Below are 19,089 nucleotides of genomic sequence, written 5' to 3'. Positions count from 1 at the left end.
TAACAACAGATTCTTGTGGAGCCTCGCTGATGAAATCCTATGAAGTCAATTTTGACGGTCTAGTGGGGCCGACCCATAACTACGGTGGCCTGTCCTACGGCAACGTCGCCTCCCAGAGCAACAGCCAGCAATCCTCGAACCCGAAGGAAGCTGCGCTGCAAGGTCTGGCGAAAATGAAAGCGCTGATGGATATGGGCTTTCAGCAAGGCGTGCTCGCACCACAGGAGCGCCCTGACGTAGCCGCCCTGCGCCGCTTGGGTTTCAGCGGCACTGACGCGCAAGTGATTGAGCGCGCCGCCAAGGATGCAATGCCGCTGCTGGTTGCCAGTTGCTCGGCATCGAGCATGTGGGTGGCCAACGCCGCCACGGTCAGCCCGAGTGCCGACACCGCCGACGGTCGTGTGCATTTCACCGCCGCTAACCTCAATTGCAAATACCACCGCAGCATCGAGCACCCGACCACCAGTCGCGTGCTGGGCGCGATGTTCGCTGACCAGAAACACTTTGCTCACCACGCCGCGTTGCCGGCCGTGGCGCAGTTCGGTGACGAAGGCGCGGCCAACCACACCCGTTTCTGCCGTGACTACGGTGAAGCCGGCGTCGAGTTTTTCGTGTTCGGTCGTAGCGCGTTCGACACCCGTTATCCGTCCCCGCAGAAGTACCCGGCGCGCCAGACCCTCGAAGCTTCCCAGGCCGTCGCTCGCCTGCATGGCTTGAGCGATGACGGCGTGGTCTACGCCCAGCAGAACCCTTCGGTGATCGATCAGGGCGTGTTCCATAACGACGTGATCGCAGTGGGCAACGGCGAGGTGCTGTTCTATCACGAGGACGCCTTCCTCGACACCGACCAGATGCTCGTTGAACTGCAAGGCAAACTGGCAAAAGTCGGCGGGAAATTTCAGTCGATCTGCGTACCGCGTTCCGCGGTCACCGTGGAAGACGCCGTTCGTTCCTACCTGTTCAATAGCCAGCTGCTGTCGCGTCCTGACGGCTCCATGTTGTTGATCGTGCCGGAAGAATGCCATGGCAACGAACGCGTCTGGCAGTATCTGCAAGGCCTGACCAGCTCTGGCGGCCTGATCCGCGAAGTGAAAGTCTTCGATCTCAAGCAGAGCATGCAGAACGGCGGTGGCCCGGCTTGCCTGCGGTTGCGCGTCGCCCTCAACGAAACCGAACTGGCGGCCGTCAACCAAGGGGTTATCATGACGGCTCCGTTGTACGGCACATTGACCGAGTGGGTCGACAAGCACTACCGCGACCGCATGACCGAAAACGATCTGGCGGACCCGCAATTGTTGCTTGAGTGCCGGACGGCACTGGATGAACTGACGCAAATCCTTAAACTGGGCGCGGTTTATCCATTCCAGATCAATTGATAGCCGGCGCGCTTTGGCTTTTTATATGAATGGCAAGCGCGCCGCTTAATCTCCAGATGAGAGCGTAAATACATGAGCGATACCCTGCAGCTGATCCTTGAAGACACCGACGGCACGCAACTGGAAACTTCCTGCACCCGCGTCGCGGTCATGTGGCAAGGCAAAGAGCTGTGGATCCAGCAGGACGGCCGTGGCCAACTGCTGATCGGCGTGGACGTCGAAGAGGGTGACGCTGAATACGCCAACCTGCTGCTGCGCCCATTGGCGACTAATCTGGTAAGTCTGCAACTGGAGATGGAACCGGCCGACCTCGGCGATGATGAGGACCACGTGCACGGCCCGGATTGCAATCACGACCACTAAGGAAACCGCTCTATGCTCGCCCTCGGCAAACTGCTTGAACTGACCCTCGCCGGCCGCGAACCGGCGGAGAAGACTCAACTGACTGTCGAAGGCGTACGGATGCGCTGGTTGAGCGAAGGTGCGCTGGAAGTCCGGCCACCTGAAGCTCGCGACAATGGCCTGGACCTGCTGCTGTCGGCCGGTATCCATGGCAACGAAACAGCGCCGATCGAGCTGCTCGATCGCCTGTTGCACGACATCGCCCGCGGTGACTTGAAACCGCGCGCCCGTATTCTGTTCCTGTTCGGCAATCCCGAGGCCATCCGTCGCGGTGAGCGTTTCATCGAGCAGGACGTCAATCGGCTGTTCAACGGCCGTCACGAACAAAGCAGTGGTTCCGAGGCCTTGCGCGCCTGTGAGCTGGAGCGGCTGGCGGCGACGTTCTTCAGCCTGCCGGACCGTAACCGTCTGCACTACGATCTGCACACGGCGATCCGTGGCTCGAAAATCGAGCAGTTCGCCCTGTACCCCTGGAAAGAAGGCCGTCAGCATTCACGCCAGGAGCTGGCTCGCTTGCGCGCCGCCGGCATGGAAGCGGTGCTGTTGCAGAACAAACCCTCCATCGTCTTCAGCTCCTACACCTACGACAAGCTCGATGCCGAGTCCTTCACCCTGGAGCTGGGCAAGGCCCGGCCGTTCGGGCAGAACGAAGGGGTCAATGTCAGCCTGCTGGAAACCCGCCTGAAGCAGATCATCGAAGGCAACGAGCCGCCAATGACCGATGAAGGGCTGGCAGGGTTGCAGTTGTTCAGCGTGGCCCGGGAAGTGATCAAGCACAGCGATAACTTCCGCCTGAACCTGCCGGCGGACATCGAAAACTTTTCGGAATTGAAAGTGGGTTATGTGCTGGCCGAGGATATCGCCAATACCCGCTGGATCATCGAAGAGCAGGGCGCCCGGATCATCTTCCCGAACCCCAGGGTCAAGAACGGCCTGCGCGCCGGCATCCTGATTGTACCGACCACCGACGAAAACCTGGTCTAGGCACAACACCCGTCAAATGTAGGAGCGGGCCTGTGTGGCGAGGGGGCTTGCCCCCGTTGGGTCGCGAAGCGGCCCCCGGTTTGGGTCCAGACAAACCAAGTTATCTGGATTTACGACTGCTTCGCAGCCGAACGGGGGCAAGCCCCCTCGCCACACAAGCCCGCCCCCCACAAGTTTTATCGGTGTTTAGACAGCTACCGCGCGAGGCTCGCTGCGGCGCAATGCGCGAGTCTTGTGCAGCGTATCTGCACACGTCTTCGCCGCTTCCTGACCTTTATGCACGAAATGCTCGAAGAAGAACTTCTGATGTTCTTCACCGGCATGGAAGTGGTGCGGGGTCAAAACCACCGAGAACACTGGCACTTCGGTTTCCAGCTGAACCTGCATCAGGCCGCTGATCACCGACTGGGCGACGAATTCGTGGCGATAGATGCCGCCATCGACCACCAGGCCCGCGGCGACGATGCCGGCATAACGGCCGGACTTGGCCAGCAACTTGGCGTGCAGCGGAATTTCAAAGGCGCCACCGACTTCGAAGAAATCGATGTCCGACTCCTGATAACCCTGGGCAATCATTTCAGCGACGAAGCCTTTACGGCTCTGATCGACGATTTCCTTGTGCCAGCAGGCCTGGATGAACGCGACGCGCTCGCCCTGATGGTTTTTGCTTTTGCTATCGATTGCGGTGGGTTGCATGTTCTGACTCCTGTTTGTGTGAAAAACAGGGCGTTATGAATCGAATGGGATTTAAGGGTACGCAGGCACACGTGTCTACGGACGGCGCTTTGGTATGGAACCTGGGCGGCGTCAATCCCGTTCTCTCTTCATCCGGACTATGACCGTCGGCCCCGGGATCACACCGGGTCTGCTGACCTTGCCGCCATCACAGCCATTGCCGTGCCTGTCGCCAAGCGCTCGCGGGCTATGCGCATTGCGCGCAATTACCGCCGGTGGGGAGTTACACCCCGCCCTGAGAACGTTTTGCCGCCAGATTGTTTGGCGGCGAAGCGTTTTTAACACATATTTATGGGGCGTGCATGGCTGCTTTCTGATGATTGCTATCGGGTTTTCCGAAGGTATACAGCGTCTTTTCCTCGTTCAAGGCTTGATTAATTGTCGGCATGACCGCAGTAATTCCTTTCCGAAACGGATTTTTCCCCTGTTTACCGAGGCCAGATTCATGAGCGTTATCGATCTTCGCAGCGACACCGTCACCCAACCGACCGCAGGGATGCTCGACGCGATGGCCAATGCCGCCACCGGTGACGACGTTTATGGCGAAGATCCGACGGTCAATCGTCTGGAAGCCGAGCTGGCAACACGACTGGGTTTTGCCGCGGCGCTGTTTGTTCCAACGGGCACCATGAGCAACCTGCTGGGCTTGATGGCCCACTGCGAGCGCGGTGACGAGTACATTGTCGGTCAGCAGGCCCACACCTATAAGTACGAAGGTGGTGGCGCGGCGGTGCTCGGTTCGATCCAGCCGCAGCCGCTGGAAGTGCAAGCCGATGGTTCGCTGGACCTGGCGCAAGTCGCCGCCGCGATCAAACCGGACGACTTCCACTTCGCCCGCACCCGTTTGCTGGCATTGGAAAACACCATGCAGGGCAAGGTGCTGCCGCTGGAGTATCTGGCCCAGGCTCGCCGCTTCACGCGTGAGCATGGCTTGGCGCTGCATTTGGATGGCGCGCGTCTCTACAACGCGGCGGTCAAGCTGGGTGTCGATGCCCGGGAGATCACTCAGCATTTCGATTCGGTGTCGGTCTGTCTGTCCAAAGGCCTGGGTGCGCCGGTCGGTTCGGTGCTATGCGGCTCGGTCGAGTTGATCGCCAAGGCTCGGCGTTTGCGCAAGATGGTCGGCGGCGGCATGCGCCAGGCCGGGATTCTTGCGGCGGCGGGGCTGTATGCGCTGGATAATAATGTTCAGCGCCTGGCCGACGACCATGCCAACGCACAATGGCTGGCTGAAGGCCTGCGAGCGGCGGGGTATGAGGTCGAGCCGGTGCAGACCAACATGGTTTACGTGAAAATGGGCGACAAGGCCGAAGCGATCAAGGCCTTCGCCGCGACACGCGGGGTCAAGCTCAGCGCTGCCGCTCGTCTGCGAATGGTCACGCACATGGACGTCAGTCGTGCGCAAATCGAGCAGGTCGTCGCTACATTCGTCGAGTTTTCCCGCATCTGATCGCGTTAGCGGTCCAATTGACCGTTTCTATCGTATAAACACGCTGTACCCCGCGCGCAGGGCCGATATAATGCGGCCCTTTGCCGTCGCTTCGTCTGTTGACGTTTCGCACAGGCCTTTGGCCGCAGCCTCCGTGGAAGAACCTAATGAAAAGCGCAGAAATCCGTGAAGCCTTCCTTCGCTTCTTCGAAGAGCAAGGCCACACCCGTGTAGCCTCCAGCTCTTTGATTCCGGGCAACGACCCAACCCTGCTGTTCACTAACGCGGGGATGAACCAGTTCAAGGACTGCTTCCTGGGCCAGGAAAAGCGCGCGTACACCCGCGCCGTCAGCAGCCAGAAATGCGTGCGTGCCGGCGGCAAGCACAACGACCTGGAAAACGTCGGTTATACCGCCCGTCACCACACCTTCTTCGAAATGCTGGGTAACTTCAGCTTCGGTGATTATTTCAAGCGTGACGCCATTACCTTTGCCTGGACGTTCCTGACCTCCGACAAATGGCTGAACCTGCCGAAAGAAAAGCTCTGGGTGACCGTCTACGCCAGCGATGACGAGGCCTACGACATCTGGACCAAAGAAGTCGGTGTACCGGCCGAGCGCATGGTTCGCATCGGCGACAACAAGGGCGCGCCGTACGCGTCCGACAACTTCTGGACCATGGGCGATACCGGCCCGTGCGGTCCTTGCACCGAGATCTTCTACGATCACGGCGCCGACATCTGGGGTGGCCCACCGGGCTCGCCGGAAGAAGACGGCGACCGTTACATCGAAATCTGGAACAACGTTTTCATGCAGTTCAACCGCACCGCCGATGGCGTGTTGCACCCGTTGCCAGCCCCGTCGGTGGACACCGGCATGGGTCTTGAGCGGATCAGTGCCGTGCTGCAGCACGTTCACTCGAACTATGAAATCGACCTGTTCCAGAGCCTGCTGAGCGCATCGGCCAAGGCCATCGGTTGCACCAATGACAATCAGGCTTCCCTGAAAGTCGTGGCTGACCACATCCGTTCCTGCGGCTTCCTGATTGCCGACGGCGTGCTGCCGTCCAACGAAGGTCGCGGTTATGTACTGCGCCGGATCATTCGTCGCGCTTGCCGTCACGGCAACAAACTGGGCGCCAAGGGCAGCTTCTTCTACCAGATCGTTGCGGCCCTGGTCGCCGAGATGGGCGAAGCATTCCCTGAGCTGAAATCCCAGCAGGCGCACATCGAGCGCGTGCTGAAGGCCGAAGAAGAACAATTCGCCAAGACTCTGGAGCAGGGCCTGAAGATCCTCGAGCAGGATCTGGCCGAACTCAAAGGCGACGTGGTGCCGGGCGACGTGGTGTTCAAGCTTTACGACACCTACGGTTTCCCGATGGACCTGACCGGCGACATCGCCCGTGAGCGCAGCCTGACCATCGACGAAGCAGGCTTCGAGCGCGAAATGGAAGCCCAGCGCGTGCGTGCCCGCTCCGCCAGCTCCTTCGGCATGGACTACAACAGCCTGGTCAAGGTTGATGTGGCCACCGAGTTCACCGGTTACACCGCTCACAGCGGTTCCGCCAAAATCGTTGCTCTCTATAAAGAAGGGCAATCGGTTGACGTACTGAGCGAAGGCGAAGAGGGCGTGGTCGTTCTCGATCAGACGCCGTTCTATGCCGAGTCCGGTGGTCAGATTGGTGATTGCGGCTTCCTTCAGGCTGGCGCTGCGCGTTTCGACGTGCGCGACACCACCAAGACCGGCGGTGCGTTCCTGCACCACGGTGTGCTGGATTCGGGCAGCCTGATCGTAGGTGCTCCGGTGGAGACTCATGTCGATGCCGAAGTGCGCCATGCGACGTCGCTGAACCACTCGGCAACTCACTTGTTGCACGCCGCATTGCGTCAGGTGCTGGGCGAGCACGTTCAGCAGAAAGGCTCGTTGGTCGACAGTCAGCGTCTACGCTTTGACTTCAGCCACTTCGAAGCGATCAAGCCTGAGCAGTTGAAGGCGCTGGAAGACATCGTCAACGCCGAGATTCGCAAGAACTCCGAAGTTGAAACCGAAGAAACCGACATCGAAACCGCCAAGCAGAAAGGCGCCATGGCGCTGTTCGGCGAGAAGTACGGCGACAGCGTACGTGTGCTGAGCATGGGCGATTTCTCCGTTGAGCTGTGCGGCGGTATTCACGCCACCCGTACTGGCGACATCGGTCTGCTGAAAATCATCAGCGAAGGCGGTGTGGCTTCGGGTGTGCGTCGTATCGAGGCAGTCACCGGTGCCGCGGCACTGGCCTACTTGAATGCTGCAGAAGAACAACTCAAGGAAGCGGCCAACCTGGTCAAGGGCAGCCGCGATAACCTGATCGACAAGCTGTCGGCTGTGCTGGAGCGCAACCGTCTGCTGGAGAAGCAACTCGAGCAGTTGCAGGCCAAGGCGGCCAGCGCGGCGGGCGACGATCTGTCGGCTTCTGCCCTGGACGTCAAAGGCGTGAAAGTGCTGGCCGTGCGTCTGGACGGTCAGGATGGCAAGGCGCTGCTGGCGCTGGTCGATCAACTGAAAAACAAACTCGGCCGCGCAGTGATCCTGCTCGGCAGTGTCCATGAGGAAAAGGTCGTTCTGGTTGCAGGCGTGACCAAAGACCTGACTGGCCAACTCAAAGCCGGTGATTTGATGAAGCAGGCTGCTGCGGCAGTGGGCGGGAAGGGCGGTGGTCGTCCAGACATGGCGCAGGGCGGTGGTACTGACGCTGGCGCACTGGATGCCGCATTGGCCCTGACTGTTCCATTTGTAGAGCAGGGTTTATAAGGCAGTGTGCCTGGCCCGCGGTCTAGTGGCGGGCCAGAACGCTGTTTGAGTGATTATTGGGCGCCCTTCATGGGCAGAGGCGGCTTTGAAATGGCTTTGATCGTACAGAAATTTGGAGGCACCTCAGTCGGCACTGTCGAGAGAATCGAGCAGGTCGCCGACAAGGTTAAGAAATTCCGCGATGCGGGCGATGACCTGGTGGTTGTGCTGTCTGCAATGAGCGGCGAAACCAACCGTCTGATCGATCTGGCCAAGCAAATCAGTGGCGACGGCCAACCGGTTCCGCGTGAACTGGATGTGATCGTTTCCACCGGTGAGCAGGTGACGATTGCACTGTTGGCCATGGCGCTGATCAAGCGTGGCGTGCCAGCGGTGTCGTACACCGGCAACCAGGTACGGATTCTGACGGATAGCGCGCACAATAAAGCGCGTATCTTGCAGATTGATGACCAGAAGATTCGCGGTGACCTGAAGGCCGGTCGTGTGGTGGTTGTCGCCGGTTTCCAGGGCGTCGACGAGCACGGCAATATCACCACGCTCGGTCGTGGTGGTTCCGACACCACTGGCGTGGCACTGGCGGCAGCCCTGAAGGCTGACGAATGCCAGATCTACACCGACGTCGACGGCGTCTACACCACCGACCCGCGTGTGGTGTCCGTGGCTCAGCGTCTGGACAAGATCACCTTCGAAGAGATGCTGGAAATGGCCAGCCTCGGTTCCAAGGTGTTGCAGATCCGTGCGGTCGAGTTCGCCGGCAAGTACAACGTTCCGCTGCGCGTACTGCACAGCTTCAAGGAGGGTCCGGGCACCCTCATTACTATTGATGAAGAGGAAACCATGGAACAGCCGATCATTTCCGGCATCGCTTTCAACCGCGATGAAGCCAAGCTGACCATCCGTGGCGTGCCAGACACCCCGGGCGTGGCGTTCAAGATTCTCGGCCCGATCAGTGCCGCGAACATCGAAGTCGACATGATCGTGCAGAACGTTGCGCACGATAACACCACCGACTTCACCTTCACCGTACACCGCAACGACTACCAGGCGGCGCAATCGGTGCTGGAAAACACCGCTCGCGAGATCGGTGCCCGTGAAGTCGTTGGCGACACCAAGATTGCCAAGGTCTCGATCGTTGGCGTCGGCATGCGCTCCCACGCAGGCGTGGCCAGCCGCATGTTCGAATCCCTGGCGAAAGAAAGCATCAACATCCAGATGATCTCGACTTCGGAAATCAAGGTGTCCGTGGTGATCGAAGAGAAGTACCTGGAACTGGCTGTGCGCGCCCTGCACACAGCTTTTGAACTGGACGCGCCGGCCCGACAGGGCGAGTAATGCGTTTCCCCCGAAGGGCGCGGTCTGACCGCGCCCTTCGCTTTTTTGAATGGTGCGTACCAAAACTGTTCTTTTGCTCGCGCTAGTCAATACTCAGGCATGTAGGGCTGCGACCTTTTCGGTTGTAGGTCGAATGCCTTTTTTTTGCAGACTGTTGTCCCTGAAATGAAATGCGTGAGGAGAAAGGTATGCTGATTCTGACTCGTCGGTGCGCAGAAAGCCTGATTATTGGTGATGGCGAAATCACCGTGACCGTGCTCGGCGTTAAAGGAAATCAAGTGCGTATTGGTGTCAACGCCCCGAAAGAGGTGGCTGTGCACCGTGAGGAAATTTACCTGCGTATCAAGAAAGAGAAGGACGAAGAACCAAGCCATTAATTTTTATCGTTTTTTATGTTTGCAAACGGGGATAAAGCTGGTTAATATACGCCCCGTGTTGCGGAGAGCTGGCCGAGTGGCCGAAGGCGCTCCCCTGCTAAGGGAGTACACCTCAAAAGGGTGTCGGGGGTTCGAATCCCCCGTTCTCCGCCATTATTTGTTTAGTACGTTGTAATCTGGCTTCTTCGGTAAGTTGTTGAAATTACTAGAAAAAGTGCTTTACAAAAAGATTTAACGGCCTATAATGCGCGGCAACAAATGCACTCGTAGCTCAGCTGGATAGAGTACTCGGCTACGAACCGAGCGGTCACAGGTTCGAATCCTGTCGAGTGCACCATTTAAGAGTTGTTTGCAGTAATGTGAGTAACTTGGCTTCAACCAGTTGTGATCTGGTATAAAAACACAAATGCACTCGTAGCTCAGCTGGATAGAGTACTCGGCTACGAACCGAGCGGTCACAGGTTCGAATCCTGTCGAGTGCACCAAACACCAAAAAGCCCGCGTTTAACGCGGGCTTTTTGCCGTCTGCGATTTGGCTTTTCCTTTGGTACAACCTTTCTCATCGAACTCGATGTGAGCACTGCGCCCTCGCTTGTTGTCGTAGCGGTAGCTCGTGGCTGAATTGCGAGTGCTGATTTTGTCTGGCTTGCCGAGAGCGCTTTCGACGTCCTGCTGACTCATGCCGGCAACCACTCTCTGATTGATGATCGCGATGCGGCGTTCCTTTGCGCTGAGCTGATTTCCACATTTGTCCTCGGACTGACCAACGACCGTCGGCTCTCTCCTTGGTTTTTTCATACTTGATGTTTCGCGAACCTCGGCTTCTGGTATCAGGGCTGTCGTGCTGCCAGGCAAAAACGTGCGTACTTCCTGAAGCGAAAGGCTTTCTCCGGTCGTACAGCTCAAGGTCGTGAAGGTGATGCGTCCGTCAGGGGCTTCACACCGGTGGATGGTCGTAGCAAACGCCCAGGGCGGCAGGCAGAGCAGGGCGGCAAGTAAAAGATAATCAGCATTCCATGGCATTCGACGTCCTCCTTGACGGTCCTTATCAAGAGTAGCCGCTGCATTTTTCGACTAGGGTGTGTTTTCTTTTCAGGATGAGTCGTCGCAGTTCCATGGATCAGGACAGCGCTCAGGTTTGTCTCGCAAGCGCTTGTTTCAGCCGCGATTTTTTAACGTTTAAAACCGTCAGGCGGTGTTATCATTGCGCCCGTCAGCCCCGCCGGGGCTTGTGGAATACCTCCATGGACTTACCCAGTAGTTACTCAGTACCCCGTTTTTACAATCATGAATTGACTGATTGATCCTTCCGGCGTGCCCCGCTGCTGGGAGTGGAGTTCGCCTATGTCTGAAGTTGAAGTAAAGAAAACGCAGGAAAGCTTGCAGGACCGCCTTGCTCAAGTCGTTGAGCTGCTGCAGCGCCAGCGGGTGGTCGAAGACCTGACTCATCGCCAGGAAGGTCCGCATCACGACCGGGTCGAGAACCTGGTTCACCGGCAAAACCTCGTCGAGTTGCAACGCAAGCTCGATGATCTGCACTCCGCCGACGTTGCCTACATCCTTGAAGCCTTGCCACTGGACGATCGTCTGACCGTCTGGCAATTGGTCAAGGCCGACCGCGACGGCGACATTCTGCTCGAAGTATCCGATTCGGTTCGTGAAACCCTGATCGCCGACATGGACGATCACGAGCTCCTGGCGGCGGCCAAGGACATGGATGCCGACGAACTTGCTGACCTGGCCTCCGAGCTGCCGCGAGACGTCGTCCACGAGCTGATGGAAACCCTCGATGCTCAACAGCGTGAGCGCGTCCGCTCCGCGTTGTCCTATGACGAGGAGCAGGTCGGTGCGCTGATGGACTTCGAGATGGTGACCATCCGTGAGGATGTCAGTCTTGAAGTGGTGTTGCGTTACCTGCGTCGTCTCAAAGAATTGCCAAGCCATACCGACAAACTGTTCGTGGTCGATTACGACGGCGTGCTCAAGGGCGTGTTGCCGATCAAGCGCCTTTTGGTCAACGACCCGGATAAACAGGTCTCGGAAGTAATGGCCAGCGATCCGGTGAGTTTTCATCCGGACGAAGACGCCTACGAGGCCGCTCAGGCGTTCGAGCGTTACGACTTGATCTCGGCCCCGGTGGTCGACAAGAACGGCAAGCTGATCGGTCGTCTGACCATCGATGAAATGGTCGACCTGATTCGTGAAGAGAGCGAAAACGAAGTTCTCAACATGGCGGGTCTGCGCGAAGAAGAAGATATTTTTGCGTCAGTCTGGAAGTCCCTGCGCAACCGTTGGGCCTGGCTGGCGATAAACCTGATCACCGCGTTCGTTGCATCACGGGTGATCGGCCTGTTCGAGGGCTCTATCGAGAAGCTGGTAGCGCTCGCGGCATTGATGCCGATCGTGGCGGGTATCGGCGGCAACTCGGGTAACCAGACGATCACCATGATCGTTCGGGCCATGGCGCTGGACCAGGTCAGTACCGGCAATACGTCGAGGTTGATGCGCAAGGAGTTGGCGGTTGCCTTGATCAATGGCCTGGTCTGGGGTGGGGTGATTGGTGTGGTGTCCTACCTGCTTTATGGCAGTTGGTCCCTGGGCGTGGTGATGACCGCCGCCATGACGCTTAACCTGTTGCTTGCGGCATTGATGGGTGTGTTGATTCCGATGACCCTGGCGCGGCTTGGGCGCGACCCGGCAATGGGCGCGAGTGTGATGATCACTGCCATGACCGACAGTGGTGGCTTTTTCATCTTCCTCGGGCTGGCGACGATTTTTCTGCTCTGACGTTCTGCCTCAAAAGAACCCGCCCAATCGGCGGGTTTTTTTGGGGCCGAATTTCAGGCAAAAAAAAGCCAGCAATTACGCTGGCTTGAACTTTCGGGATGAATCAGGAAGCGTCTGCAGCCATTTCGGCGTCATGGGCGATCAGCGAAACCAGAGCGTTTTGCTGGCGGTGGGAGAGTTGGCGGAAGCGTTGCAGCAGTTCGCGTTCGTGCAATGACAGCTCGGGGCTGTCCAGGCGCATGCTCAATTCTTCGCCCAACGCGCCTTCCTGAATAAGACTCTGCTCAAGGCGCGCGATGATCTCGGAATTCATGCTGCGATGATGATTGCGAGCCACCTCGGCAATGCGTTCACGCATTCCGTCTGGCAGACGTACGACGAACTTGTCAGCCGTACGGCTGGAATAAATTGCCTGTTTCAATGGGCGCATATATTTAACCGGTTAGTTCAGGGGAGCGGTTCTCGGGATAGGCCGCAGGATGTCAGATAGGACAAGCACTCCGGCCAAATGTTCAACCTGAATTGATAGAGGCGCGCATCATGCCTCAAATTAGCCAGATCATTGGCGTCAATTCTGTGACAAATATTGATCTGGGTAAAGGCTTAATGCCAGCACCTATTATCAGAAATGCGGACTGGTTTGAAAACATTCCATGAGTCCGTATCGCTGACCGCGTCCTCTTGCCCGACAGGTGATGCCCGAAGACGCCTGAAGGTGCATGCTATGCGGATTCGATCCTTGTTCCTTACCTTAACAGGATAGTGGCAAATGGCCGATTTACTAGGGCAGACGGACGGTATGGGATGATTTCAGGATGGATGGCAGGCTGATTTATTTAATGGGGCCTTCGGGATCCGGCAAGGACAGCCTCATCGAAGCCGCTCGCGGGCCATTGCGGGTACGCAATTGTGAAGTCGTGCGGCGGGTTATTACGCGCTCGGCTGAGTCCGTCGGCGAAGACGCCATTGAGGTGTCCCGCGAAGAGTTCGAGCGACGCAGAAACAAAGGGGATTTCGCGCTTTCTTGGCAGGCCAATGGGCTGGATTACGGTATTCCTGTGCGTATAGACCAGTGGCTCAAGGACGGGCGCGATGTGCTGATCAATGCTTCGCGCGGCCACCTGACAGAAGCGCAACAGCGCTATCCCACGCTGTTGCCGGTGCTGTTGACGGTCAAGGATGACGTTCTGCGAGAGCGCCTGCTACGGCGGGGGCGTGAAAGCCCGGCAGAAATTGAAGCGAGACTGCGCCGCAATGCGCTGTTCACGGCTGACGATACAATCGGTGATACGCAGATCCGTCGACTCGATAACTCCGGCGACCTTACGGTCACCGTTGCCGGTCTTCTGGAGTTGCTGAGCGTCAGCGCAGAACCGGATCGAACTTGATCTTGCGCCCGGCGATCAGCGCCAGCACGAACAGCGCACTGAACACGCCGCAGGCAATCAGGGGCAGGGTGACGATCGTGTCCTGGACTAATGACAGATGAAAGATGCCACTCAGTAGAGCGAGGATGAGAAACCCTGCGGCTGATTTGGACATGCTGTGCTCCTGATGAGGTGGTTCAAAATACCAAGCGTTCAAAAGACTGCGTGCGCGGTTGAAGACTCTCCTGGCTCACCTCTTGGCTGACAAAACTGCGTTGATCGCTCGTGACTGCCCATTGAGGCGCTTTTTGCAGCTGCAGGTAATGGGGCGTGCGTTGGGCAACCATCGCAGCGTCGTTTTCGGGAAAGAACTGAAAACCCAACAGAACCGCCAGGGCGACTGCATTCGCGACTAAAAGAGCGCTGTTCATGGGGCTGATCTCCTTCGTTCTTTGAGAACAGTCGAAGCAGCCCGCATGCCAAAAGTTTAACGGCTATTAAATTCTTTAAAAACAACGATTTAAGATATTTTCACCAAGGGCCGGCATTGCATTTTGCAATGATGGCATTTTGCGGTGATGCAATTTGCACGGTAAACAAAGCCACGCTACCGCAGGGCGTCTGCCTACACTTAAAAAGCCCTACGGACGACATGACAAAAGCGGGCCTGCCCGTTAACATGCACGCCGTCCATCGCCGCGCATTCCTTGCGCGCGACTTGTGTCTCAGTAGCTCAATTGGATAGAGCATCCCCCTCCTAAGGGGAAGGTTGGCAGTTCGAACCTGCCCTGGGACACCATATATTTGAAAGCCCCACGCAGAGTGATCTGGTGGGGCTTTTTTGTGGCTATCCATCGGTGGATAACTGACTAAAAATTCTCAGCCCCACCTTCGGCCTTGCCAATCGATGTGCTCACTTGCGTGATATGTCGACGTCCGTTGACCGAATAACTGCGTTCCTGGTCTTCAGATCCCGGTTTGCGCAACGTCAGTAGTGCAAACAGTCCGTCCTTGTCGCTGTAGCTCCCGTACCAATTGATCAGTCTTGCGATGAAGCACTCATTAGCGATGACCACCGGCATATCGGCGACGGGTTCGATCGCGTAGTAACTCGCCCCGAAGCTGTAATAGTCATCACTGTCTTTTACTGAAGGAGGAATGGGGCAGATCGGGGTTTTCTGTTGACCAGTTTCCAGGGCTTCATCTGCATTCACTTTGATCAAGGCTTTCGCGAGTACCTTTTGCAGGGCTGGCTCCAGTTCGAAAGCGGTGGTTCCGTCCTCCAGATATTGAGTGTGGGGCACTGTCAGTTGATAGCCGTAGCGAACGGTCAGTGTAGGTACTTTGTTATTGATCTTCAGGGGATTGAGAAGAAAGACCTGGTCAACGCCGTAGCTACCGTTTCGGTAGGCTAAGTAGATTTTTCCGCGAGCCTTGATCCAGTTCACGGATTGGTTGGCGCCGCGTTCATTGGTATAGAAAAGTGAGTCGGATTCATGGGCTGGCCCCGATGTCCTGCTGATGAACCGACCTTCACTGCGACGGTAGGTTTGCGTGTAACTGAACATCCCGGTGCCGCCGGAATAGGTTTCAACGATGAGGTCACGCTGTCCGTCGCCATCCATATCCATCAGCGTGTATGAGGTCTGCCCGGACTCAGCGGCGTCGCTGATGTCGGACGCTTTCAGTGCCTTCCATTCGTCCTTTGTAACATCTTGGGGAATGGTCTTGGGAAAGAGGGATTGCTCATCTTCACCCGAGTCGCCAGGGAATGACGTTGTGCTGCTGTCGAACGCCATGGAGTCGAGTGCTCGCTCCAGTGCAAATTCCGGATTGTCCTTGCTCAGGTCCTGGATGCGTTGTTGCAAATCCTCCATCACCTGTTTATCGACATCGTCGGGTTGATAGGCAACGACGTCGACCCATTGCACGTGCAATGCCAGCAAGCGTTCGCGATAGTGTTGGTCCAGGCAGGCGACGTCTTCGACGCATTCATTGCGCACTTTCAACCACTGGCGCTGGGATCTCTTCAGTTCAACCTGCGCCGGCGAAGCGGCGTTCATCAGCGTTCGATAGACCGACCCCATTTGCGTATCCAGCTCATACAGTCCTTTGTTCGCGCAAATTGTATTTTCGACAGCGTTTGCCGCTTTTGTGCAGTCCATTCCGGTCGCCAGTGCGTGCTGGAAAAACAGCAGTGCGCAGGCAGATACGATGTAGTGTCCTTTGATGTACACGATGAAATCCTTTTCCAGGGTAGTGCACATTAAACTACGCAACCCAGAGGTTCATCTAACGCGTTGCATTCTCCGGTGAATCAAATGGTCAGGGGCAGTGTGAGCGAAGGAGTTGAGTAGCCGGATAATGGTTCGACCTTCCCTGGTCTCCAGCATTATCAACTGCTCAACTCCCGCCCACGATCACGCCGTCAGTGTATGGTCCGTATCCCCGAACCAGGTGCGCACCAGATCTGGCCCAGGCGTACCCGTGTGGTCAAGCACCGCCACGTCGACGAAGTTCTTGCCATTACTTGCGCCATCGGTATCCACCTTCACGGTGATGTCGGTGCCGGTCTGCACCACTTGGACAAAGTCCGACACCTGGCTGGTGCCGGCGACAAAGTTGGCCTTGAGCAGCGCAGAGAGGTCGATTTTGTCCCCTTCGGCGTAGTTGTAGTCGAGGATATGGTCGCCGCCTTCATTCACGTTGAAGTAGGCAAACACGTCGGCGCCCGCGCCACCGCTGAGCGTGTCTGCGCCTTCACGGCCTACGATGATGTCGTTGCCGTCGCCGCCACTGATCGTGTCTGCGAGCATGGTGCCCACCAGCGTGCCGCTGGATTCTCCGTGGTAACTGACTTGAGTGCCGGCCGCGCCGCCGTCGGTGACCTGGAAGTCTTCCGCCGAGTAATGCCCCAGCAGGTTCACCTCGGCCCGATGCACGCCGTCGTCCACTGTCAGCAGGCCGCCGGCGCCAGAGGCGCTGGCGTTATAGCTGAGCTGGGTGTTGGCGCCGAAAGCGAGATTGCCGAACGTCAGCATGTCATCGCTCTCAAGGCCGAGGATGCCGGACAGCGAGCCCGCCGTTTCGGCCTGGGCGATCACCAGCGTGCCCGCGCCTTCGCCGTGGAAGGCGACGGACCCGTGTGCAGCACCGGAGAAGGTCAGGGTCGCGTTACCGTCGATGGTCGCGCTGCCATCGCCGGTCACGTCGGCCAGCAGGCGCAGGTCGCCACCATTGGCCCACAGGTGGCCGGTGTTTTCGACCGTGCTGGCCACCGTCATGCCGCCTGGGCCCGTGGACTCCAGCACCCCGCTGTTGGTGATGGTGTGGGTGCCGGTGTCGAGCACCAGGCTGTTCAGCCCGCTGGCCATGATCAGCCCCGCATTGATCAGCACCATCTGTCCGGCACCCAACTGGCCGGCGCCGGAAATGCGGTTGTCGACGTTATTCAGTACGGTGTCGGCGCTGCCGCCGAAAATCACGTTTTGCGCGTTGTCGGATAGCAGCACTTGGCCGCCACCGGTCAAGGTCGCGCCACGGAACAGAACCTCAAGGCTGGTTGCGCTGCCGGCGGAGCCGAGCTCGATGGTGCCGCTGTTATGGATGCTGCCACCGAACGGCATGATCGCGCCGTCGGCAATGGTGAGGGTCCCGCTGTTGTTGGTGAGTGGGTCGACATCGAACTGGAAGTTCGCTTCGCTCAAGTCCGCCGCATCGACACCTTTGAGAGTGACCGTTTGGCCGGAGCTTATGCTGACCAGTGCATTGCCGTTGGCGTCGTTAGTGATACTCAAATCTGCAAAGCCGTTGATGCCCGTGAAGCCAACCAAGTCGATCTTGTCCGCTGTGGCATCGAAATTGTAGATCTGGTTGTTGCCGATCGGCTGGGCGAAGACGAAGGTGTCGGCACCAGACGAACCGGTCAGATTGTCATCGGCGGACACGGCGAAGATCGGCGCGCCTGGGGCATAGACTTCGACGTTGTTGAATACGTAGGCACTGGCGGTGCTGCCGTCGATGTTGCTCCAGCTCATGTTGACATCAAGCACCAACGCACCCACGAAGTCGCTTGGTGTTGTCACGGTCAATGCGCCGGGATCGTTGGTGTGCACGGTCCATGTGCCGTCGCCGTTGTCGGTTCCTGCATTGAACACCCACCCCGAGGGAACCCCGCTGATGGACACCGTTACGGGGCCGCTGATATCGGCCAATGGAGCGTTGAGGGCTAGATTGATCGGTTCGCCAGCCACACCTGCCGGAAGATTCGCGCTAGAGGTGAACGCAACACCCGTATTGCCAGCCAAGTCCGTGTAGGTGTTTGTAACGCTGGCTTTTACAGATCCATTGTTGGTTCTTGTGAAGTCCACTGTATAAGTAGTGCCGCTACCGGAGAAGTTGCTGAGGGTTCCGCGGCCTGCGGTGACACTGAAATCACTGATATCGAAGTTAATCACAGCTTCACTGAACGTGATGGTTATTGTGCCGCTGCCGGTGTTCCCTAGCGGTGTCCCTGACGCTGTGAGCGCGGTTATGGAAGTCACCGTCGGCGCTACGGTATCAACTGGCGTCTCAACGACGTTCTGCACGTTTACCGTAATGGTCTGCGTGTCGACTCCGCCATTGCCGTCGGCCACCTGAACGTCCACAACATAGGCATTGTCGCCGGCAGTCCCACCGACATCCTGGGGATTCTCGTAGTCGGGCGCCGAATTGAACGTCAGCACCCCGCTCGAACTGATCGAGAATTTGCTGAAGTCTGTCCCGGCCGTATTCAGGATCGAGTAGCTCAGCGTCTGCGCTGGTAGATCGGCATCGGTCGCCACCACTGTCGTGACCGCCGTGGTGTTCTCCGCCACGCTGACCGAAGCCGTCGCACCACCACCGTTGGAGGTGATCACTGGGGAGTTGTCGTTGACGCCTGTCACGGTTACCGCAATCGCCTGGTCGTCGAACAGCGTGCCGTCCGATGCCCGCACAATCACGTCATAAACGTTGTTCGTTCCCGTATCAGTCGGCGCTTCAAAGTTGGGTGCAGAGATAAAGCTCAGCACGCCTGTGCCAGAAACGATCGAGAATTTCGCGGCATCCACTCCACCGACGATGCTGTAGCTCAGCGTTTGTGCCGGCAGATCAACATCGGTCGCCGTTACCGTCGTGATCGCCGTGGTGTTCTCCGCCACGCTGATCGAAGCCGTTGCACCAGCACCGTTGGAAGTGATCGTCGGTGAGTCGTTGCTGCCGGCGATATGCACGGTGACCGAAGTGAGGGTGCCATCGGCGCTGCTCACGGCGAAGGTGTCGGTGTAGGTGGTGCCGGCGGCGAACTCGTTGTGCGCGGAGTTGGCGACGTAGGTCCAGGCGCCGTCGGTGCCGATGGAGAACTGGCCGTAGCTGCCGGCGGTGTTGGTTTGGGCGACGAAGGTTGCGGCGCTGTCGACGTCGCTGATGGTCAGGGTGCCGGCGGTGGAGATGTCGACGGCGGCATTGGTCTCGGTGAGGTTGGCGATG

General features: G+C 57.9%; 16 protein-coding genes, 4 tRNA genes and 1 riboswitch. Of the genes, 13 read left to right on the top strand and 7 right to left on the bottom strand.

What is annotated here, in order from left to right; all coding sequences use genetic code 11:
- Window positions 1-29: 29 nt before the first annotated feature.
- The 3 genes from astB to astE all read left to right on the top strand — a co-directional run bounded on the left by astB (window position 30) and on the right by astE (window position 2,762).
- Window positions 30-1,376 (top strand): N-succinylarginine dihydrolase, encoded by a 1,347-nt coding sequence (gene astB / locus AF70_RS14450; RefSeq protein WP_028939369.1) that lies wholly within the window; start codon window positions 30-32, stop codon window positions 1,374-1,376.
- 72 nt (window positions 1,377-1,448) lie between these two features.
- Entirely contained in the window at window positions 1,449-1,739 is a 291-nt protein-coding gene (locus tag AF70_RS14445; protein WP_018926388.1) for a hypothetical protein, read from the top strand.
- 12 nt (window positions 1,740-1,751) lie between these two features.
- Window positions 1,752-2,762, top strand: a complete 1,011-nt coding sequence (gene astE, locus AF70_RS14440; protein ID WP_019582887.1) for a succinylglutamate desuccinylase — start codon at window positions 1,752-1,754, stop codon at window positions 2,760-2,762.
- A 186-nt stretch (window positions 2,763-2,948) separates the two neighbouring features.
- Here the strand turns inward: astE and AF70_RS14435 are convergent, their stop codons facing one another.
- Window positions 2,949-3,458, bottom strand: a complete 510-nt coding sequence (locus tag AF70_RS14435; protein ID WP_019582888.1) for a 6,7-dimethyl-8-ribityllumazine synthase — start codon at window positions 3,456-3,458, stop codon at window positions 2,949-2,951.
- 115 nt (window positions 3,459-3,573) lie between these two features.
- Window positions 3,574-3,744, bottom strand: a riboswitch (FMN riboswitch).
- A gap of 198 nt (window positions 3,745-3,942) precedes the next feature.
- On the opposite strand from AF70_RS14435, the gene ltaE reads away from it, so the two are divergent.
- The 7 genes from ltaE (at window position 3,943) to AF70_RS14400 (ending at window position 9,909) form a co-directional block, all read left to right on the top strand.
- Entirely contained in the window at window positions 3,943-4,947 is a 1,005-nt protein-coding gene (ltaE, locus tag AF70_RS14430) for a low-specificity L-threonine aldolase (protein WP_028939368.1), read from the top strand.
- Between the two features lie 146 nt (window positions 4,948-5,093).
- Complete coding sequence (gene alaS / locus AF70_RS14425) at window positions 5,094-7,715, top strand: alanine--tRNA ligase (RefSeq protein WP_018926383.1); 2,622 nt, start codon at window positions 5,094-5,096, stop codon at window positions 7,713-7,715.
- A gap of 90 nt (window positions 7,716-7,805) precedes the next feature.
- Window positions 7,806-9,047 (top strand): aspartate kinase, encoded by a 1,242-nt coding sequence (locus AF70_RS14420; protein WP_007934911.1) that lies wholly within the window; start codon window positions 7,806-7,808, stop codon window positions 9,045-9,047.
- A gap of 188 nt (window positions 9,048-9,235) precedes the next feature.
- Window positions 9,236-9,424 (top strand): carbon storage regulator CsrA, encoded by a 189-nt coding sequence (gene csrA / locus AF70_RS14415; RefSeq protein ID WP_002554426.1) that lies wholly within the window; start codon window positions 9,236-9,238, stop codon window positions 9,422-9,424.
- A 62-nt stretch (window positions 9,425-9,486) separates the two neighbouring features.
- Window positions 9,487-9,577, top strand: a tRNA-Ser gene (locus AF70_RS14410).
- A 107-nt stretch (window positions 9,578-9,684) separates the two neighbouring features.
- A tRNA-Arg gene (locus tag AF70_RS14405) sits at window positions 9,685-9,761 on the top strand.
- A gap of 71 nt (window positions 9,762-9,832) precedes the next feature.
- Window positions 9,833-9,909: transfer RNA gene (locus tag AF70_RS14400), tRNA-Arg, on the top strand.
- Between the two features lie 19 nt (window positions 9,910-9,928).
- Here AF70_RS14400 and AF70_RS14395 read toward each other — a convergent pair.
- Window positions 9,929-10,447, bottom strand: coding sequence for a hypothetical protein (locus AF70_RS14395; RefSeq protein WP_028939367.1), 519 nt, complete (start codon window positions 10,445-10,447; stop codon window positions 9,929-9,931).
- A gap of 321 nt (window positions 10,448-10,768) precedes the next feature.
- On the opposite strand from AF70_RS14395, the gene mgtE reads away from it, so the two are divergent.
- Window positions 10,769-12,211: a magnesium transporter gene (gene mgtE, locus AF70_RS14390; protein WP_007934913.1), complete on the top strand. Its 1,443-nt coding sequence runs from the start codon at window positions 10,769-10,771 to the stop codon at window positions 12,209-12,211.
- Window positions 12,212-12,314: 103 nt separating this feature from the next.
- On the opposite strand, the gene AF70_RS14385 is transcribed toward mgtE, so the two are convergent.
- Complete coding sequence (locus tag AF70_RS14385) at window positions 12,315-12,641, bottom strand: Arc family DNA-binding protein (protein ID WP_003178899.1); 327 nt, start codon at window positions 12,639-12,641, stop codon at window positions 12,315-12,317.
- 385 nt (window positions 12,642-13,026) lie between these two features.
- Here AF70_RS14385 and phnN point away from each other — a divergent pair, with 385 nt between their 5' ends.
- Window positions 13,027-13,599 carry a phosphonate metabolism protein/1,5-bisphosphokinase (PRPP-forming) PhnN gene (gene phnN / locus AF70_RS14380; protein WP_019582892.1) on the top strand — a complete coding sequence of 191 codons (573 nt, stop codon included), beginning with the start codon at window positions 13,027-13,029 and terminating at the stop codon, window positions 13,597-13,599.
- Here the strand turns inward: phnN and AF70_RS14375 are convergent.
- Together AF70_RS14375 and AF70_RS14370 are read right to left on the bottom strand one after the other, a co-directional pair.
- On the bottom strand, window positions 13,574-13,753 hold the full coding sequence (locus tag AF70_RS14375; protein ID WP_019582893.1) for a PA3371 family protein: 180 nt from the start codon (window positions 13,751-13,753) through the stop codon (window positions 13,574-13,576). The genes phnN and AF70_RS14375 overlap by 26 nt on opposite strands.
- Window positions 13,754-13,775: 22 nt before the next feature.
- Window positions 13,776-14,009 carry a hypothetical protein gene (locus tag AF70_RS14370; protein ID WP_007934920.1) on the bottom strand — a complete coding sequence of 78 codons (234 nt, stop codon included), beginning with the start codon at window positions 14,007-14,009 and terminating at the stop codon, window positions 13,776-13,778.
- A 291-nt stretch (window positions 14,010-14,300) separates the two neighbouring features.
- On the opposite strand from AF70_RS14370, the gene AF70_RS14365 reads away from it, so the two are divergent.
- A tRNA-Arg gene (locus AF70_RS14365) sits at window positions 14,301-14,377 on the top strand.
- Window positions 14,378-14,447: 70 nt separating this feature from the next.
- Here AF70_RS14365 and AF70_RS14360 read toward each other — a convergent pair.
- Together AF70_RS14360 and AF70_RS14355 are read right to left on the bottom strand one after the other, a co-directional pair.
- Window positions 14,448-15,815, bottom strand: a complete 1,368-nt coding sequence (locus AF70_RS14360) for a lysozyme inhibitor LprI family protein (RefSeq protein WP_028939366.1) — start codon at window positions 15,813-15,815, stop codon at window positions 14,448-14,450.
- 183 nt (window positions 15,816-15,998) lie between these two features.
- The coding region (locus AF70_RS14355; protein ID WP_169342484.1) for a VCBS domain-containing protein at window positions 15,999-19,089 on the bottom strand (3,091 nt) is incomplete at its 5' end.

This window comes from Pseudomonas sp. KD5 (assembly GCF_012932895.1).
Classification (GTDB): Bacteria; Pseudomonadota; Gammaproteobacteria; order Pseudomonadales; family Pseudomonadaceae; genus Aquipseudomonas.
Note: the sequence above shows the minus strand (reverse complement) of the source record. Positions and strands in the feature narration are given on the sequence as shown.

What these genes read in the sequence shown, in the direction of transcription:
- astB (WP_028939369.1), top strand. Translation starts at nt 30, where the DNA reads ATGAAATCCTATGAAGTCAATTTTGACGGTCTAGTGGGGCCGACCCAT.
- AF70_RS14445 (WP_018926388.1), top strand. Translation starts at nt 1,449, where the DNA reads ATGAGCGATACCCTGCAGCTGATCCTTGAAGACACCGACGGCACGCAA.
- astE (WP_019582887.1), top strand. Translation starts at nt 1,752, where the DNA reads ATGCTCGCCCTCGGCAAACTGCTTGAACTGACCCTCGCCGGCCGCGAA.
- AF70_RS14435 (WP_019582888.1), bottom strand. Translation starts at nt 3,458, where the DNA reads ATGCAACCCACCGCAATCGATAGCAAAAGCAAAAACCATCAGGGCGAG.
- ltaE (WP_028939368.1), top strand. Translation starts at nt 3,943, where the DNA reads ATGAGCGTTATCGATCTTCGCAGCGACACCGTCACCCAACCGACCGCA.
- alaS (WP_018926383.1), top strand. Translation starts at nt 5,094, where the DNA reads ATGAAAAGCGCAGAAATCCGTGAAGCCTTCCTTCGCTTCTTCGAAGAG.
- AF70_RS14420 (WP_007934911.1), top strand. Translation starts at nt 7,806, where the DNA reads ATGGCTTTGATCGTACAGAAATTTGGAGGCACCTCAGTCGGCACTGTC.
- csrA (WP_002554426.1), top strand. Translation starts at nt 9,236, where the DNA reads ATGCTGATTCTGACTCGTCGGTGCGCAGAAAGCCTGATTATTGGTGAT.
- AF70_RS14395 (WP_028939367.1), bottom strand. Translation starts at nt 10,447, where the DNA reads ATGCCATGGAATGCTGATTATCTTTTACTTGCCGCCCTGCTCTGCCTG.
- mgtE (WP_007934913.1), top strand. Translation starts at nt 10,769, where the DNA reads ATGTCTGAAGTTGAAGTAAAGAAAACGCAGGAAAGCTTGCAGGACCGC.
- AF70_RS14385 (WP_003178899.1), bottom strand. Translation starts at nt 12,641, where the DNA reads ATGCGCCCATTGAAACAGGCAATTTATTCCAGCCGTACGGCTGACAAG.
- phnN (WP_019582892.1), top strand. Translation starts at nt 13,027, where the DNA reads ATGGATGGCAGGCTGATTTATTTAATGGGGCCTTCGGGATCCGGCAAG.
- AF70_RS14375 (WP_019582893.1), bottom strand. Translation starts at nt 13,753, where the DNA reads ATGTCCAAATCAGCCGCAGGGTTTCTCATCCTCGCTCTACTGAGTGGC.
- AF70_RS14370 (WP_007934920.1), bottom strand. Translation starts at nt 14,009, where the DNA reads ATGAACAGCGCTCTTTTAGTCGCGAATGCAGTCGCCCTGGCGGTTCTG.